A 16050-nucleotide genomic window follows, 5' to 3' on the forward strand; every position below is an offset into this window, starting at 1 on the left:
CGCCCGAACCGGGCGAATTCGCTCGAACGGGCGTACGATGGGAGAAGTTCCGAGATGACCTGCCCTCAGTCGATGGCCCGCCTCCCGGCACGTCGAAGGAGGGCGTCATGCCCGTCCAGCGCAACACCCCCATCTCTCGCACCCACTCCTCCCCGCTCGACGTGCCGATGCGTCCGCTGCCTGACGGCCACCGACCGTCGAAGGTGACGCAAGGGTCGCCCACGGACCGGCCCCTGCGCTCGCGGACCGGCGCCGCCTGGGTCGGCGTGTGCGTCGGCGTCGCCGTCCTGATCGCCCTCGTGGTGTTCATGATGCAGAACACGACGCCTGTCGAGGTCACCTTCCTCGGGATGTCCGGTTCGGCCCCGCTGTCGCTCGTCCTGCTCATCGCCGGGATCGGTGTCGGCCTGATCGCGCTGGTCATCGGAAGCCTGCGCATCGGCCAGCTGCGCCGCCGCATCCGCACGGACCGGCAGGCCACGACGGCATCGACCGTCTGAGCCGTGATCGGCGCGCACCCGCGCCGTCCGCATCCAGCTGAACAGAGGCACCACCATGACCACCACCACCAGCCCCCCGACCGATCCCGCCGCGGCGAGCGACCTGCATCTGCTCTCCGTGCTCGAGACCGGACTCCCGCTGCAGATCGGCACACCCGACGAGCCCGCGGCCTACACGGTCCCGGCCGTCTTCTCCCGACAGGTCAGCCACACCGAGCGGGCCCGGATCGAGGACCCCGCGACGGCTCGTGCCCTCTGTGCGCAGATCGGTGCCCCCACGGACGGGCCCGTGCTGCGGCTCGTCGTCGCCGACCGCCGCCTGCTGATCGAGAACACGACCCTCGCCCAGCTCCGCGACGGCCTCGCCGCGGCGCTGGCCGCGATGCTCCGTGACCTCGGCCGGGACCTGCGGACCCGTGCCTCGGAACGGGCGGCCGTTGCCGAGGCACTCGCGGGCGACGAGCGTGCGCGGGCCGCCGCGACGCACGCGGCCGTCGAGTCGATCCGGTTCGAGTAGGCCGCCGTGCACTCCTCGACGAGCCCCGACGGCGCTGCGACGCCCACGGCCGCCGGTGCGGTCTCGGTCCGTGAACGGCAGGTCAGCGACTTCGCGGAGCTGAGCCGTGCCGTGCACGACTCCGGGCTGATGCGCCGACGCCACGCCTACTACTGGGTGCGTTTCCTGGTGCTGACCGCCCTGCTGGCGCTGACGTTCGCCGCGTTCGTCGTGATCGGGCCCTCGTGGTGGCAGCTCGTGATCGCCGCGGTGCTCGCGGTGCTGCTCGGGCAGGTGATGTTCCTGGGCCACGACGCCGCGCACCGGCAGATCTTCGACTCCGGACGGTGGAACGACTGGTCGAGCCTGGTGATCGCGAACCTGTACGCCGGGATGAGCTACGGCTGGTGGCAGCACAAGCACTCCCGGCACCACGCCAAGCCCAACCAGGTCGGCGCGGACCCGGACATCGCGACCGGGTTCCTCGTGTTCCACACGCAGGAGCTGCGGGCTGCCCGGACCGGCGTGAAGGGGTGGTTCGCGAGGCGGCAGGGCTGGCTGTTCTTCCCGCTGCTCCTGCTGGAGGGCCTGAACCTGCACGTCTCCGGGGTCAAGACGGTCTTCGGGCGCGGCACGGTCAAGCGCCGCCCGGTCGAGATCGCGTTCATGACGCTGCGGATCGGCGGCTACCTCGGTGTGGTCTTCTGGCTGCTGCCGGTGGGGATGGCGTTCGCGTTCCTCGGCGTCCAGCTCGGGCTGTTCGGCGTCTACATGGGTGCGGTCTTCGCGCCCAACCACAAGGGGATGCCTCTGGTGCCGCGCGACGCGCGCCTCGACTTCCTGCGCCGGCAGGTGGTCGCGAGCCGCAACGTCCACGGCGGTCCGGCGACCGACCTGTTCATGGGCGGTCTGAACTACCAGATCGAGCACCACCTGTTCCCGAGCATGCCCCGGCCGAACCTACGGCGCCTGCAGCCCACGGTCCGGGCGTTCTGCGCCGAGCGGGGCATCACCTACACCGAGACGAGCCTGCCGCGGTCGTGGGGGATCGTCGTGCGACACCTCAACGCCGTGGGGCTGGCCGCGCGTGACCCCTTCCAGTGCCCGCTCGTGACGCAGTACCGCTGACGCGCTCGCGTCAGGCGTCCCACCAGCGCAGCACGCGCAGCGCGCGCAACGTCACCCAGCGGCTCGGGAAGCCCTCGCCCTCCTGTTCCATGTCGAACAGGGTCGGCCCCTCGTGGCGGTTCTCGTACGGGAACAGGCCGTGCTCGTCGGCCTTGGAGCGGACGAGCTCGACGGCCTCGGTGAGCCGCTCGTCGCGGCGGTCGGCGAGCCGGAAGTGGTCGAGCCCGCGCAGCACGTCGTAGTACCAGCGGACCGGGTAGGAGAGCATCGCGAACCGCGGGTCGACGATCTCGCCGGTGGTCAACCGCCGCAGCAGCCCTCGCTCGAGCAGGTACTCCTCCCCGGCCGACCGGGCGGCGCGCGACGCCGCGGTGCCCCCGGTCGCGGTCTCGTACTCGAGCAGCCCTTCGAGCGCGCAGATGGTGGAGTGGAACGACGACACGGCGTCGGCGTTCTCCGCCCAGCAGTTCCACCCGCCGTCGGCACGTTCAACGCGGCGACGCCAGCGGTGCCGTTCGAGGTGCTGCTGCGCACGGTCGCCGACGAGGTCGGGGTGGCGTTCGAGCCCGTCGTCCTGTCCGACGAGCAGCGAGCGGTCGAGGGCGTGCGCGCGTGGGCGGACCTGCCGCTGTGGCTCGACGACCCGACGATGCGCGGCCTGCTCGACGTCGACATCACGCGCGCGCTCGCCGCGGGGCTCCGCGCCCGACCGCTGGCCGCCACGGTCCGGGACACCCTCGCGTGGGTCCGCACGCGCGGTTCCGACGAGCGCCGTCCCGACGAGCAGCCGGCCGACGACCTGCGCGCGGGTCTGACCCGCGCCCGTGACGCCGAGCTCGCCGCCCGCTACGGAGCCTGAACCTGCGTCGGTGGGCTGGAGGGGTCGGGCGTCCACTGCCGCCGCTGCGCGATGAGGCGGCAGAAGTGGGCGTTGACGAGCATGAGCACGCCGGCGATGACCAGGGTGGACGCGAGCAGCAGTCCCATGGCCCGAGCCGAGGACGAGCGCGCCTGGACGGCGACGAGCGTGGGCAGCAGTGCGAGGGCGACGTACACGCCCGCGATCACGAGCTGGGTCCTCGGCCCGCCGGGGCCGCCCCACGGGATGCCGGCCCACCGGATCCGGTCGTGCGCGAGCGTGGGCCGGGTGTGCGCGGTCCACCGGGTCCCGTCCCACCAGCGCTCGGTCCGGGGCTCTGCCGGGTACCAGCCCGCCGGCGGCGATGGTGGTCCGGCGGCCGGGTGCGCCGCGTGGGATGCGTTCACGGTCGAGGCGCCCGGGCCGCGCGCTTGCGCTGCTCGAGCACGCGGCAGAAGTGCGCGTTGATGAACAGTGCGGCGGCTCCGACGAGCAGCACCAGCGCGATCGCCACCATGAACAACGCCCGCCACAGCTCGTCCTCCATGAGGGCGAACAGCAGCGGTGGCAGGGAGATCAGGACGAAGAGCGCGCCGAACCCGGTGGAGAGCGCGCTGCCGCCGTACCCGCCCCAGGCGACCCCCGCCCACGTGATGCGTTCGAGCTGGAGGACCTCGGTCGGCCGCCCGGCGGCCCGCCCCGGCGCCGCCTGGCCGGGTGCGGCGGGCTGCGTCGGCGACACGGGCCGGACGTGCTCGGTCCAGCGGAACCCGTCCCACCACCGCTCGAACCCGGCGCGGTCGGCGGGGTACCAGCCGGCAGGTGGCGGTGGGGGTGCGCTCTGGCTGCTCATGTCGCGAAGGCCGACCTCGGCCAGGACAGTGCGGGAGTGGTCGCCAGGCGCTCGGCGTTCGCCGAGTTGTGCGCGGAGGCGCCCGTGAACGCCGAGATCAGGCTGTAGATGCCGACGATGATGCTGAGCACCGCCACGACCAGCCCGATCACCGCGCCGACGCCCACCGTCTCGACCGCGGTGAGGATCGCGAGCACGAGCCCGGCGACGCACAGCAGGTACGAGATGAAGGCGATCTTGAGCTCGTCGAAGAACTCCTCGATGTCGTTCGCCAGGGCGTTGAGCGCGTCCCGCAGCCCGCGGGCGACGTCGTCGATCGAGCCGACCGCCGTCTTCTGCTCGGTGATCGCGGTGTCGTAACCGTCGGACGCGACGGAGTCCCAGCCGGAGCGGTCGTCGGCCTTGAGGTTGGCCGGGACGAGGTCCGCGCCGAGCGAGGCGGCGCGGGCGATGACGTCCGTGTCGAGACGGCCCGCCGCGGAGCGCAGCAGGGTCGGTCGTCCCACGGACCGCGCCAGGGTGCGGAACAGGTCGAGCGCGTCGTAGATGACCTCGGCGCACTCGCGCACGGCCTCCATGATGAGCCGACGCACGAGGTCCTTGGCGGGCTCGGGCAGCGGAACGCCGACGGGCCAGCCGACGCGCACGGCGTCGAGCGCACGGTCGATCAGCGCGGGGGCGGCCGCGACGTTGGCCCTGACCATCTTCTCGAGGCCGTCACAGCCGGTGATGATGAAGTCGGCGACCTGCTCGGCGCTAGGACCCAACACGGGCTGCTCCTCTGGTGTGCGAAGACGGGTTCGTCGGCCGGTCGGTCAGCGACGTCATCGGGTGCGGAACGACTCGACGATGGCGGCCTCGGCGTCCTCGTACAGGTCGCAGACCGCGGTGAGCGTGCTCGCCACGCCCTCGAACACCGTCGCGCCCGTGGCGACCTGGTCCGCGAGGCCGCTGGCGATCGACGCGTACGCGGTGCGCACCTGGTCGGCACCGGGCAGCAACGAGAAGGCGAGGACGTCGAGGTCGCTGCCGACCGTCGGCACGGCGCTGCCGATGTCGTTCAGCCGGTCCTGCCAGCCGCGCCACGTGGACGCGTCGGTACGCAGCGCCTCGGTGTCGACGGAGAACTCGTCGGCCATGTCACGCCCTCCCCGGGGTGGTCGAGGCGGTGACGGCCTCGTTGACGGTCGCGAGCACCTCCGCGGCGACGCCCGCGCGGGACGTGTTCGCGAGCCAGGTGTGGTCGCACCGCACGCGCCGGACGACGCCGGCCTGCGCGCTGACCTCGACGGTGTTGCGCACGTTGCGGTGCGCGGCGGGCTCGGCGTCCGGGTCCAGCCCGCCGAGGACCTGGTCGAGGATCCGTCCGAGGTCGAGCTCACCCGCGCGGGCGGCGGCCGGGAAGCTCGCCTGCGTCGTCGCGACGTCGGGGGCGGGGCGGCGCCGCGTGGCGTCCGTGACCGCCAGGCCGATCTCGTGCTCGAGCTCGTCGGCCGGGAGGTCCTGCTCGATGGTGAGCTCGGTGAGCAGCCCGTCGGCGTCCATCTCGGCGTGCACGGCGTGCGGGAGCTGCGGCGGCACGATGGCGTCGATCTGGCTCTGGATGTCGCGCAGCCGCGCGAGCGAGGCCTCCGCACGCCGGGAGAAGGCCTCGAGCCCGGCGACGACGTCGGGCGTGGGGCCGCCGGCGGGAGAGCTCATCAGGCGCACCTCTCGATCACGGCGGCCTCGGTCTCCGTGTAGGACAGCGACGCCTGGTACAGCAGGTCTCCGATGATCCTCAGATCCGCCACGGCCAGGGACATGTCCGAGTCCCACGCGCGGTACCTGGCCTGGAACGCGTCGGACGCGTCGCCGGTCCAGGCCGCGGCGAGGACCTTCATGTCCGCGTCGAGCCCGTCGAGCGACGCCTCGAGGTTGGCGGCGGACGTCCGGATGTCCGACACCGCGTCCTCCAGGTCGTCGGGGTCGACCGTGAGCTGGATCATGCGTGGCAGCGTAGCGGCGGACCGCCCGCTTCGTACCGTTCGCTCACCCGCCTGTGGACGACGACCGGGCTGTGCGTGCTCAGGCGTCGTCTCGTCTCGGCATCGGGATGCCCGCGGCCCGGCGGCGGCGTTCGAGGACCAGGCGGAACCAGCCGTCGGCCAGGCACATCGCGCCGAGCAGGGCGAGGACGAGCGCGACCGTCCCGCCGACTGCCGCATCGCCCCATGCCGAGTCGGGCCACGTCAGGAGCGTGACGACGACGGCGAACAGTGCCGCGAGCGTCACGACGGAGCCGACGACGAACGAGCGCTGCGACCAGCCGCGTCCCACGCCCCACAGGACCCCGAGCCACCGCACGTGCGCGAGCTGCGCCTCGGGCGGCGAACCCGCGACCCCGGCGGGCCGTCGTCGGCTCTCGAGGCGCCAGCAGAAGGATGCGTTGACCAGCAGCATCGCACCGCCGATGACGGCGACGAGCGTCACGGCCGCCGCGGGCAGACGCAACGACCCGCCCTCGAGCGCGACGAGCAGCGAGACCCGCCCGCCGAGCAGCAGCAGCGTCCCGGTGACCACCTGGAGGACCGGTCCGCCGGTGCCGCCCCACCGCAACCCCGCCCAGCGGACCCGGGTGGGGTGCGGCGTGGGCCGCACGTGCGACGACCACCGGTGCCCGTCCCACCAGCGTTCGCCCGCGGGGTCCTCGGCCGGGAACCACCCGGCGAGCGACTCGTCCGGCGAGGGGACCGCGTCGTGCACCGCCCGCCCCGGTTCGCCGCCGCTCATGTCTCCAGGCTGCGTGACGTCGGGCTCGTCGGGAGGTCCGACGCGCGGACGCCGTGCGCGATCGACGCCATCGCGGGGTGCTGCAGCAGCGCCTGCGGGCCGTACGCGGCGGCGACGACGACCACGGCGACGAGCGGCGCGTGCTCGCCCCAGAGCATGACCGGCGCGCAGTCCCGGTACTGGCAGACGATGCCGCGGCGATCGGGGTCGGGGTACACGGCGGTCAGGCCGCCGTGGTCGAAGCTCAGCCACTCGCCGTGACGCTGCACGACGAGGCGCCGGTCGCTGACGACCAGGCGCACGCTCTGGTGCTCGCGCCACTGGGCGACGGCCTGGCGCAGCGCGGCCGCGCGTGCACCGGCGTCGAGCAGGGCGGTCGTGGCCAGCCCCGCGGCGACGAACGCGGGCCGCCCCGCGTACGCGGCGACCGTCTGCGGGACCTGGACGGCGGTGCCGTAATACCGGGCGTACCCGATCGGCACGTCGGCGTGGAAGGACTCGTCGTGCCACGGGACGACGTCCCAGACCGTCAGCGCAGGTGGTCGGCCGCCGTGGACGATCGCCCGTGCGGCACCGACTGCCTGGTGCCAGGTCGCGGCGGCGCTCGCCTCGGCCTGCGCTCGACGCTCCTGCTCCGCGAGCTCCCAGCGGGTGAAGCGCCCCGCCCGTCGCCGGGCCTCGCGCTTCAGGCGCGCCGCCTGGACCACGGCGGTCACCAGGAGCGCGAGCGGCGCCAGGAACGTGACCGCGATCAGCGTGAGCACCCCGAGCGCGTACGGCAGGCTCGGGTCCTCGGGCGCCCCCGTGCTGATCGGCTCGACGACGGCGATCATGACGACGAACAGGACGGGCGCGCCGAGCAGCGGCAGGAGCCAGCGCAGATGACGGCGTGGGCGCGTCCCCGCACGGGGTGCCTGGTCCTGCGGCGTCTGTCGCATGCCGGGGAGCGTACCGGTCCGGTATGCCCGGGTCCGGGCACCTGTGGACAGGCGGGCGTCAGGCCTTGAGGGCGCCGCGGACGATCGAGTCGCCCGAGTGGGCCGGGTCGCCGTCGAACTGCTCGAGCGACACGTCGACCACCGAGAACTCGTCGAGGTCGAGCCCCGCGGGCAGGTCGAACCGGCCCGTCGAGCCGGTGAGCGTCCCGAGGCTGACGAGCCCGCTCACGTCCGGCCGCAGCAGCCACACCTCGCGGAAGCCGTCCTCGTCGTCGCCGTCCTGCACGTCCACGACGAGGACGCGCTCACCGTCCTGGCCGACCTCGACGCGTGCGGTGCCCTCCGCGGACCAGCCGGGCAGCGGGTCGAGCGCGGCGGACGCGACGACGGTCTCACCGCCGCCGGTCCGCGACTGCGTCCACGCGACCCCCACGCCGCCGATCAGCACACCCGCGGCCGCGGCCCCGGCGACCCAGCCCCACGCGAGGCGGCGTCGCGGCAGGGGCACGACGACGTCGGCGTCACCGGATGCCCCGGCGTCCGACGAGGCGGGCGTCAGGCCGAGCTCGGCCTCGATGCGGTCCCACACCTGCGGCGCGGGCGCGACGAGCGGCCCCTGCGACACCCGCGCGAGCGACACGACGCCACCGAGCGCCGCGACCTCGGCCGCGCACCGCTCGCACTGCTCGACGTGCGCGCGCTCGTCGGGCGACGCGGCGTCCTCCCCGAGGGCGAGGAGGGCCAGCACGTCGTCGTCCACGTGCGACTCATCCCACGGCACCGTCCACCTCCCATCGGTTGCGCAGCCGGGCGAGACTACGCCGCACGTGGCTCTTCACGGTGCCGAGCGGCAGGTCCAGCCGGGTCGCGATCTGGTCGTGCGTCAGGTCCTCGTAGAACGCGAGGCGCAGGATCGTGCGTTGCGGGTCGCCCAGCCTGTCGAGCTCGTCGGCGACGACCACGGCGTCGACCACGCGGTCGTCGTCGCCGCCCACGGTCGCGGGGGCGACGGGTGCGGCGGCGGCCAGGCGCTGGTCGCGCGAGCGGCGTTCGTGCGCATCGGCGACGGCGTGCCGGGTGATCCCGAGGAGCCAGGCGGGCAGCCGCGCGCGGGTGGGGTCGAACCGGTGCCGGCCGCGCCACGCCTCGACGAACACCTGCTGGGTGACCTCCTCGGCGTCCGCGACGGTGCCGAGCGAGCGCAGCGCGACGGTGTGCACGAGCGTGGCCCACCGCCGGTAGGCCTCACGGATCGCGTCCTCGTCGCCCGCGGCGAACGCGGCGCCGAGCTCGTCGACGCCCTCACCGTCGGGGTCGGGCGGCGACGGGACGTCGCGCAGCGGTGCGCCCGTGCGCTCCTGACCGCCACGTGCCACGCAGCTCTCCCGGTACGTCGTCGTCCCCGTGGGCGCGTGCCGCACGGCCGTGGGCACCGCCGTCGTCGTCATGGTCGGTCGGCCACCGGTTCGGCGGTGACCACGACGTTGTCGCTGTAGTGCCCGATGTCAGCCTGCCACGTCCCGCCGCAGGTGACGAGGACGAGCCGGGGCGGTCCGCTGCGGGCGAACCACACGTCGAGCGGCGCGGAGTCCTTGGGGATCTTCTCGACGCCCGTGACGCGGTACCGGTGCGCGGTCCCGTCGGCGTCGGTCACGGTGACCGTCGCGCCCGGCGGGACGTCCCGCAGCCGGGCGAACGGGCCGATCCCGGTGAGGCGGGAGTCGACGTGCGCGGCGACGAGCGTGTTGCCGTCGTCGTCCGCGGGGACGGGGCCGAACCGGTACCAGCCGGCCTCGCCCGCGTCCTCGGGGATCTCCATGGTCCCGTCGTCGAGGACCCCGACCGGCACGACCGGCATGTCGAGGTCGACGTCGGGGACCGCGAGCTGCACCGGCGCCGCGCGGACCTCGGGCGCCGGTGCGGTCGCGTCCCGGACCGGGACGTCGGGCAGCGCTGGGGACGGCGCTGCCGTGGTCGGTCCGGGTGGCGCCGACGACACCGGGCGCGCGACGGGCTCGGGCACGGGCGGCTCGGAGGTGCAGCCCGCGAGCAGTCCCGCGGCGAGCACGCCGGCCAGGGCGCCGGGGAGGACCCCGGCCGGCGTGCGGTGTCGTCGTGCCATGGGTCAGCGCGTGGCGGTCGCGTGCCGGCGGACGGCGACGAGGCCCGTGGCGCCGAGGACGGCGATGCCGGCCAGCGCGTACGGCCACACGGCCGCACCCGGCTCGTCGGCCGCGAGGCCGAGCTCACCGGCCTGGACGGCGCCCGGGTCGCTGTGCAGCCCGTCGATGGTCTGCGTGGCGAGCGCGAGCGTCGCCGGGTCGGACGTCGCCGAGCCCCACGCGTAGACGATGGTGTTGGTGCCCTCGGCGACGTTCACGTCGGCCGGGCCGAGCAGCGCGGGCTCCGTGGTGCCGGCGGCGACGACGCTCGCGGAGACCGTCCCGGCGGGCAGGTCGAGGACCTTCTCGTCGGGGTTCTCGAGGCCGGAGATGACGGCGTCGCCGCCCGCGAGGACGTCGACCGCGGGTGCGGCGGCCACGTGACGCACCGTGAGGCGGCCCTCGCCGGCCTTGGTCGCGGACGTGTCGTTGGTGAACAGCGTCGCGGTCGGCTCGCCCGACGCGTCGAGGTGCGCGACGGCCGTGTAGCTGGTGCCGGCGGCGAGCTCGAGGTCGACGGGGCCGATCGCGGGGTCGCTGTCGTCGGCCGCGTCGGCCGCCGTGATCGCGACCGTGTACGTCCCGGCGGGCAGGTCGAGCGGCCCGGCGAGCTCGCCCGGCTCGAAGTCGTCGAGCGTCAGCTCACCGTTGACGTACACGTCGACGGTGAGGTCCGGGACGCCGTGCAGCACGGACAGTGCGGCGTCGTCGGCGGCGGAGGCGGGACCTGCGGTGAGGGCGACGGCGGCGAGACCGAGGGCACCGGCTGCGGTGCCGGCGAGGAGTCGAGTGCGCATGGTGCGTCCTTCCGGGAGCGGGCGCCGGGTTGGCGCCTGACACCCCTTCTTCCGGCCGAGGTCCGGGTTCGGATGCACCTCGCGCGGATTTCTTCCCGACGAGTCCGGGGGCAGGTCAGGCAGGGCAGGTCACGCGGGGCGAGCCGCGGGCGGCGGTGCCACCCGGCCGCGCTCGAGGCTCGCCGCGACCGACGGCACGAGCTGCGCGGTGAACTCGTCACGCGTCAGCGCGTCGAACGCGGGCATCCGCACGACGTACCGGACCAGGGCCGCGCCCAGGAGCTGGCTCATCGCGGTGACGACCGCGACCGGCTCGAACCGGTCGCCGAGCGCACCGGCGATCCGCTGCTCGAACGCGGTGCGCAGCGCGTCGGCGGCCGAGTCGGTGGTGGCGATCGACATGAGCATGGCGCGCACCTGCGGGCCTGTCAGGGGGGACTCCCACATCTCGACGTAGGCGCGCGTGAGCCGCTCGGGCACCTCGTCGACCGGTGCCTGCAGCGCGCCCAGCAGCGCGCGCAGGCCCTCGACGGGGAGCTCGAGCGACGCTGCGAACAGGTCGTCCTTGCTCGAGAAGAAGTGCATGACGAGCTTGGGGTCGACGCCCGCGGCCTGGGCGATGCCGCGGATGGTCGCGCCCGCGAAGCCGCGTTCGGCGAACTGGTCGCGGGCCGCCGCGAGGATCGCGTCGCGGCCGCCGGGGAACTTCTCGCCGCGACCGCGCCGGCGGGGGGTCGAGGCGTCGGTCGTCACGTCCGCAGGGTACGCGCGGCGCCGCATATCCACACCTGTTGATTTGCGGCGGCGGCGTGAGTACGTTCGGCTCATGGGCGCTGAGGCAGTCATCGAGATCGAGGGACTCACCAAGTCCTTCGGGCGGTTCCCCGCGTTGCGCGGGTTGGACCTGCGCGTCGAGCGGGGCGAGGTGCACGGCTTCCTCGGCCCCAACGGCGCCGGGAAGTCGACGACGATCCGCGTGCTGCTGGGCCTGCTGCGCGCGGACTCCGGCACCGTGCGGCTGCTCGGCGGGAACCCGTGGGCGGACGTCGTCGCGCTGCACCGCCGCCTGGCGTACGTCCCCGGCGACGTGTCGCTGTGGCCCGGCATGACGGGCGGCGAGGCGATCGACCTGCTCGGGTCCCTGCGCGGCGGCCTCGACGAGCGGCGCCGCGCCGAGCTCGTCGAACGGTTCGAGCTCGACCCGACCAAGCGCGGCCGGCAGTACTCCAAGGGCAACCGGCAGAAGGTCGCGATCGTCGCCGCGCTCGCCTCCGACGTCGAGCTGCTCGTGCTCGACGAGCCGACCAGCGGCCTCGACCCGCTCATGGAGAACGTGTTCCAGGAGGCCGTCGGGGAGGCGACGCAGCGCGGCGCCACCGTGCTGCTGTCCAGCCACATCCTCGCCGAGGCGGAGGCGCTCGCGGACCGCATCAGCATCATCCGCGACGGGCGCGTCGTGCGGTCCGGCACGCTCGCGGACCTGCGCGGCCAGACGCGCACGACGATCCACGCGACGCTCGCGCGCGTGCCCGGGCACGACGAGCTGGCCGGGCTCGGCGACGTGCGCGTCGACGGGGACCGGCTCACCGCGACCGTCGAGTCCACGCGCGTCGGCGCGGCGATGGCCCTGCTCACGCCGCTCGGGCTGACGTCGCTGACGGTCGCGCCGCCGTCCCTCGAGAGCCTGTTCCTGCGGCTGTACGGCGACGACGAGCGCGCACGATGACCGCGGTGAGCGCACCGCGCGCGGGCAGCCTCGTCGGGACGCGTCCGCTGCTGCACGCGACCATGCGCCACGACGGGCGGCTGTTCGCGCCGTGGGTCCTGGTCGCGTCCCTGCTGTCGACCTCGTCCGTCGTCGTCTACCCGTGGGTGTTCCCCGACCAGGCGTCCCGCGAGGCGCTCGCGGTGGCGATCGGCGCGAACCCTGCGCTGGGGCTCATCTTCGGCCCGGCGTACGACCTGTCGACCGCCGACGGGTTCAACGCGTGGCGCACGCTCGCGCTCGGCGGCTTCCTCGTCGCGCTCGGTGCGGTCTTCGCGGTCACGCGCGCCACCCGCGCGCAGGAGGACTCGGGGCAGGCGGAGCTGCTCGCGTCCGGTGTGCTGGGCCGCTCGTCGCGTCTCATGGCGGGTGTCGCGCTCGCGCTCGTCGGGTCGCTCGCGGCCGGGCTCGTCGCGGGGCTGGCCACCGGGCTGTGCGGCGGTGCGTGGTCGTCGTCGCTGCTGCTGGGTGCGACGTACACCGCGACGGGCTGGATGTTCGCGGGGGTCGCGGCCGTCACCGCGCAGGTCGGCTCGGACGCACGCACGGCGAGCGCGCTCGCGGTCGGCACCCTCGGGACGCTGTTCCTGCTGCGGGGCTTGAGCACCTCCCTCGACGCGCCCGCGTGGACCAGGTGGGCCAACCCGCTGGGCTGGACGCTGGAGACCCGCCCCGCGACCGGCGACCACTGGGCGCCGCTGCTCCTGACGGTCGCGTTCACGGTGGCCGCCGTCGGTGCCGCGTTCGCGCTGCAGGCCCGGCGTGACTTCGGGCAGGGCATGCTCGCGCAGCGGCCCGGCCCGGCGCGCGGCACCGCACGCACCCCCTGGCGGCTCGCGGTCCGGGTCAACCGCCCGTCGCTGCTGACGTGGACGTGCGTGTTCGTCGTGCTGGGCGTCGTGTTCGGGCACTTCACGACGTCGATCGAGGACCTGCTCGCGGGCGAGCCGGCCGTGCAGCGCATCCTCGCCGCCGGGGCCGCGAGCCCCGCCCAGCTCACGGGCGCCTTCGTCCGGACCGTGCTCAGCCTCGTCGGGATCGTCGCGTGCGTGCCCGGCGTGCAGGTGCTGCTCCGGGTCCGCGCGGAGGAGCTCGAGGACCGCGTCGAGCCCGTGCTCGCGGGCGCCGTCGCGCGCACCCGGTTCTACGCGAGCCACGTCCTGTTAGCGCTCGGCACCGTCGCGGTGCTGGTGCTGCTCGCCGGGACGGTCGTCGCCGTGCTCGCGGGCGGGGCGGACATCGGGGTGAGCACCCGCGACGTGCTGGTGCAGGCCGCGGCGACCGTGCCGGCGGTGTGGACCGTGGTGGCCCTCGCGACCGCGCTGGTCGGCGCGCGACCCGCGGGCAGCCGTGCCGCGTGGGCGGGGGTGCTCGTCTCGTTCCTGCTCACGCTGCTCGGGCCCACGTTCGGGCTGGACGACTGGGTGCTCGGCATCAGCCCGTTCTGGCACGTCCCCACCGTCACCGCCGGCGACCCGGACTGGACGGGCCTGGGTTGGCTCGCCCTCGTCACCGCGGGCCTGGTGACGGTCGGCCTCGCCGGCTTCCGCCACCGCGACCTCGCCCGCTGACCGCGCCGGAGCTCGTCCGGGGCTCAGCGCGTGCGGGGCTCAGCTCGTGCGGAACGGGGCGAGCGTCGCGCGGATCGCGTCCGCCGTGCCCCAGTCGGGATCGAACTGCGCCACCACGGCCAGCGCTCATGGTCGTGCCGAGCAGCCCCCACGCACGACGGTGGGGCCGACCGTGCGGTCGACCCCACCGTGACGTGCGTCGGTCCTCAGACGGTGCCGCGCCAGGCGCCCGTCTCGACGCCGCGCGACTCGATGAACTCCTTGAAGCGCTTGAGGTCCGCCTTCACCTGACGGTCGTCGGCACCGACGACCGCGCCCGCCTTCTCGACGAGCGTCTCCGGCTCCCAGGCGGTCTGCACGCGGACGCGGGTCTGCGTCGGGCCGAGCGGCTCGAACGTCACCTGCCCGACGTGCGTCGTGCCGTCGATGCTCTGCCAGGCGACGCGCGTGTCGGGCGTCTGCTCGACGATCTGCGCGTCGAACTCGCGCTCGACGCCACCGATGGACGTGCGCCAGTGGGTGAGGGTGTCGTCGACCTGCCGGACCTCCTCGACACCTCCCATGAACTCCGGGAAGTCCTCGAACTGCGTCCACTGGTTGTACGCGGTGCTGATCGGGACGTCGACCTCGACGGACTCGTCGATCGTGGCCATGGCGTGCTCCTTCCGTGGTTCGCACAGGGGGACCCGACCACGCTAGGTCGGGTCCCCCGATCGCGCGCGGCGAGCCGTCAGCTCGTCGGGAAGCTGTCCGCCGTCATCACCCGGCTGCGCACGAACTGGCCGGACTGCGACAGCCGCGAGGTGCCGTAGTCGGAGCCCGAGCAGGTGCCCGCCTGGAACGCCGCGCTGGACTCCGGGGCGTCGGAGAACGTCCAGTTCACGTGGCTGATCTTCAGCGAGTCGAGCAGGTCGAGCCACGTGCGCGAGCTCGCGAGGTCCACCGTGCCGCCGCCGGTCGCGCTCGTCGTGCCCCACTCGCTCACGAACAGCGGGAGCTTGCCGGCCGCGTTGCGCACCTCGTTGCGGTAGTTGTCCTGGTGGGACGCCGCGTAGAAGTGGAACGTGTACATGATGTTGTCGAACGGCACCGGGTTGGCCACGATCTCCGCGGAGCTCGAGCCCTCCGAGACGCCGAGCGACGACCAGGCGCGGGTCCCGACGAGGATCACCGCGTCGGGGTCGGCGGCCCGGATGATCGGGATGACCTGGCTCGCGTAGCTGCGGATGCCCTGCCAGGAGACGCCGTTCGGCTCGTTGGCGATCTCGTAGATGACGTTGTTCTTCGCGGCGTTGCGGGCGGCGACGCTGCGGAAGAACGTCTTGGCGTTGTCCAGGTTGACGTTGGGGTCACCGGGCGTGAGCGTGTGGAAGTCGACGATCGCGTACATCCCGCGCTGCTCGGCCGCGTCCACCAGGCTGTTCACCTGCGACGTGAAGCCGGACGGGTTGGTGACGTAGCCGTCCTCGTTGACGTACATCGCGATGCGCAGCACGTCGGCCTTCCAGTCGTTCGCGAGCGTGTTGAGCGAACTGGTGTTGTAGCAGCCGGGGAACCACTGCAGACCGTGCGTGCTCACGCCGCGCAGCTGGATCGGCTTGCCGTACTGGTTGCACAGGTTCACGCCGCAGACCCGCAGCTGGCCGTTGACCGCCACGGGCGTCGTGCCCGTGGGGGGCGGGGTCGTGCTGGTGGGGGTGGGGGTGGGCGTCGGGGTGTGGGTGGGGGTCGGCGTCGGGGTCGGGGTGGTGGTCCCGCCCGTGCACGCGACGCCGTTGACGGTGAACGCCGTGGGCTCGGGGTTGGCGCCGGACCACGAGCCGTTGAAGCCGAAGCTCGTCGAGGCCCCCGTGGCGAGCGTGCCGTTGTAGCTCGCGTTGCGGGCGGTGACGGTGCCGCCCGACTGCGTGACGGTGGCGTTCCACGCCTGCGTGACCTGCTGACCGGACGTGTACGTCCAGCCCACGGTCCACGAGTCGAGGCGGTCACCCACGTTGGTGACCGTGACGTTGGCGCCGAACCCGCCACCCCACTCGTTGGTGACGGTGTAGTCGACCTTGCAGCCGGCGGCCGCCTGGGCCGAGGACGCGGTGATCGCACCGACGCCCACCAGGGCGAGCACGGACGAGACCACCAGGGCTGCTGACTTGAGACGCGCGGACATCGATCTCCTCGTCGTTGAAGGGCGTGCCGTGCTGCGGCCCGTGCC

The 16050-nt window shown here is 73.9% G+C and carries 22 protein-coding genes; 6 read left to right on the forward strand and 16 right to left on the reverse strand.

The annotated features are described in order from the left end of the window. Positions 1-107 precede the first annotated feature (107 nt). From ACT17Q_RS01085 to ACT17Q_RS01095, 3 genes are read left to right on the forward strand one after another with little or no spacing between them, the layout of a single operon-like run. Entirely contained in the window at positions 108-500 is a 393-nt protein-coding gene (locus ACT17Q_RS01085; RefSeq protein ID WP_444664125.1) for a LapA family protein, read from the forward strand. A gap of 55 nt (positions 501-555) precedes the next feature. Then, positions 556-1017, forward strand: a complete 462-nt coding sequence (locus tag ACT17Q_RS01090) for a hypothetical protein (protein WP_444664127.1) — start codon at positions 556-558, stop codon at positions 1015-1017. 6 nt (positions 1018-1023) lie between these two features. Next, positions 1024-2124: a fatty acid desaturase family protein gene (locus ACT17Q_RS01095; protein ID WP_444664129.1), complete on the forward strand. Its 1101-nt coding sequence runs from the start codon at positions 1024-1026 to the stop codon at positions 2122-2124. Between the two features lie 10 nt (positions 2125-2134). On the opposite strand, the gene ACT17Q_RS01100 is transcribed toward ACT17Q_RS01095, so the two are convergent. After that, positions 2135-2566, reverse strand: coding sequence for a hypothetical protein (locus ACT17Q_RS01100; protein ID WP_444664131.1), 432 nt, complete (start codon positions 2564-2566; stop codon positions 2135-2137). On the opposite strand from ACT17Q_RS01100, the gene ACT17Q_RS01105 reads away from it, so the two are divergent. Further along, positions 2552-2983 carry a hypothetical protein gene (locus ACT17Q_RS01105; RefSeq protein WP_444664133.1) on the forward strand — a complete coding sequence of 144 codons (432 nt, stop codon included), beginning with the start codon at positions 2552-2554 and terminating at the stop codon, positions 2981-2983. The two genes, ACT17Q_RS01100 and ACT17Q_RS01105, sit on opposite strands and share 15 nt — an antisense overlap. On the opposite strand, the gene ACT17Q_RS01110 is transcribed toward ACT17Q_RS01105, so the two are convergent. The 13 genes from ACT17Q_RS01110 to ACT17Q_RS01170 form a co-directional block, all read right to left on the reverse strand. After that, positions 2971-3390: a DUF2510 domain-containing protein gene (locus ACT17Q_RS01110; RefSeq protein WP_444664135.1), complete on the reverse strand. Its 420-nt coding sequence runs from the start codon at positions 3388-3390 to the stop codon at positions 2971-2973. The genes ACT17Q_RS01105 and ACT17Q_RS01110 overlap by 13 nt on opposite strands. After that, the gene (locus ACT17Q_RS01115; protein WP_444664137.1) at positions 3387-3836 is read right to left on the reverse strand and encodes a DUF2510 domain-containing protein; all 450 of its coding nucleotides are present in this window, start codon (positions 3834-3836) and stop codon (positions 3387-3389) included. Before ACT17Q_RS01115 ends, ACT17Q_RS01110 begins: the two co-directional genes overlap by 4 nt. Beyond that, positions 3833-4606 carry a hypothetical protein gene (locus ACT17Q_RS01120; protein WP_444664139.1) on the reverse strand — a complete coding sequence of 258 codons (774 nt, stop codon included), beginning with the start codon at positions 4604-4606 and terminating at the stop codon, positions 3833-3835. Before ACT17Q_RS01120 ends, ACT17Q_RS01115 begins: the two co-directional genes overlap by 4 nt. 54 nt (positions 4607-4660) lie before the next feature. Next, positions 4661-4975, reverse strand: a complete 315-nt coding sequence (locus tag ACT17Q_RS01125) for a hypothetical protein (RefSeq protein ID WP_444664141.1) — start codon at positions 4973-4975, stop codon at positions 4661-4663. A 1-nt stretch (position 4976) separates the two neighbouring features. Then, complete coding sequence (locus ACT17Q_RS01130) at positions 4977-5537, reverse strand: hypothetical protein (protein ID WP_444664143.1); 561 nt, start codon at positions 5535-5537, stop codon at positions 4977-4979. After that, on the reverse strand, positions 5537-5824 hold the full coding sequence (locus ACT17Q_RS01135) for a WXG100 family type VII secretion target (RefSeq protein ID WP_268531100.1): 288 nt from the start codon (positions 5822-5824) through the stop codon (positions 5537-5539). Before ACT17Q_RS01135 ends, ACT17Q_RS01130 begins: the two co-directional genes overlap by 1 nt. 79 nt (positions 5825-5903) lie before the next feature. Next, entirely contained in the window at positions 5904-6608 is a 705-nt protein-coding gene (locus ACT17Q_RS01140) for a DUF2510 domain-containing protein (protein ID WP_444664145.1), read from the reverse strand. Continuing rightward, positions 6605-7546 (reverse strand): hypothetical protein, encoded by a 942-nt coding sequence (locus tag ACT17Q_RS01145; RefSeq protein ID WP_444664147.1) that lies wholly within the window; start codon positions 7544-7546, stop codon positions 6605-6607. The genes ACT17Q_RS01140 and ACT17Q_RS01145 overlap by 4 nt, the downstream gene beginning before the upstream one ends. 58 nt (positions 7547-7604) lie before the next feature. Continuing rightward, positions 7605-8306 (reverse strand): anti-sigma factor, encoded by a 702-nt coding sequence (locus ACT17Q_RS01150; protein ID WP_232514477.1) that lies wholly within the window; start codon positions 8304-8306, stop codon positions 7605-7607. Between the two features lie 7 nt (positions 8307-8313). Further along, a complete protein-coding gene (locus ACT17Q_RS01155; protein WP_444664149.1) occupies positions 8314-8994 on the reverse strand; it encodes an RNA polymerase sigma factor in 681 nt (226 codons plus the stop codon). Then, positions 8991-9668, reverse strand: a complete 678-nt coding sequence (locus ACT17Q_RS01160) for a sortase domain-containing protein (RefSeq protein ID WP_444664151.1) — start codon at positions 9666-9668, stop codon at positions 8991-8993. The genes ACT17Q_RS01155 and ACT17Q_RS01160 overlap by 4 nt, the downstream gene beginning before the upstream one ends. A 3-nt stretch (positions 9669-9671) precedes the next feature. Further along, complete coding sequence (locus tag ACT17Q_RS01165) at positions 9672-10505, reverse strand: DUF4397 domain-containing protein (protein WP_444664153.1); 834 nt, start codon at positions 10503-10505, stop codon at positions 9672-9674. 129 nt (positions 10506-10634) lie between these two features. Then, positions 10635-11258 carry a TetR/AcrR family transcriptional regulator gene (locus ACT17Q_RS01170; RefSeq protein ID WP_444664155.1) on the reverse strand — a complete coding sequence of 208 codons (624 nt, stop codon included), beginning with the start codon at positions 11256-11258 and terminating at the stop codon, positions 10635-10637. Between the two features lie 73 nt (positions 11259-11331). On the opposite strand from ACT17Q_RS01170, the gene ACT17Q_RS01175 reads away from it, so the two are divergent. Then, positions 11332-12231 carry an ABC transporter ATP-binding protein gene (locus tag ACT17Q_RS01175; RefSeq protein WP_444664157.1) on the forward strand — a complete coding sequence of 300 codons (900 nt, stop codon included), beginning with the start codon at positions 11332-11334 and terminating at the stop codon, positions 12229-12231. A 5-nt stretch (positions 12232-12236) separates the two neighbouring features. Next, complete coding sequence (locus tag ACT17Q_RS01180; RefSeq protein ID WP_444664159.1) at positions 12237-13841, forward strand: ABC transporter permease; 1605 nt, start codon at positions 12237-12239, stop codon at positions 13839-13841. A 206-nt stretch (positions 13842-14047) separates the two neighbouring features. Here ACT17Q_RS01180 and ACT17Q_RS01185 read toward each other — a convergent pair whose 3' ends face one another. After that, positions 14048-14494 carry an SRPBCC family protein gene (locus ACT17Q_RS01185; RefSeq protein WP_094181250.1) on the reverse strand — a complete coding sequence of 149 codons (447 nt, stop codon included), beginning with the start codon at positions 14492-14494 and terminating at the stop codon, positions 14048-14050. 77 nt (positions 14495-14571) lie between these two features. Beyond that, positions 14572-16005, reverse strand: a complete 1434-nt coding sequence (locus ACT17Q_RS01190) for a cellulase family glycosylhydrolase (protein WP_444664161.1) — start codon at positions 16003-16005, stop codon at positions 14572-14574. Positions 16006-16050: the final 45 nt, after the last annotated feature.

Origin of the sequence: Cellulomonas sp. CW35, from assembly GCF_052378485.1 — a bacterium.
Lineage (GTDB): Bacteria > Actinomycetota > Actinomycetes > Actinomycetales > Cellulomonadaceae > Cellulomonas > Cellulomonas uda.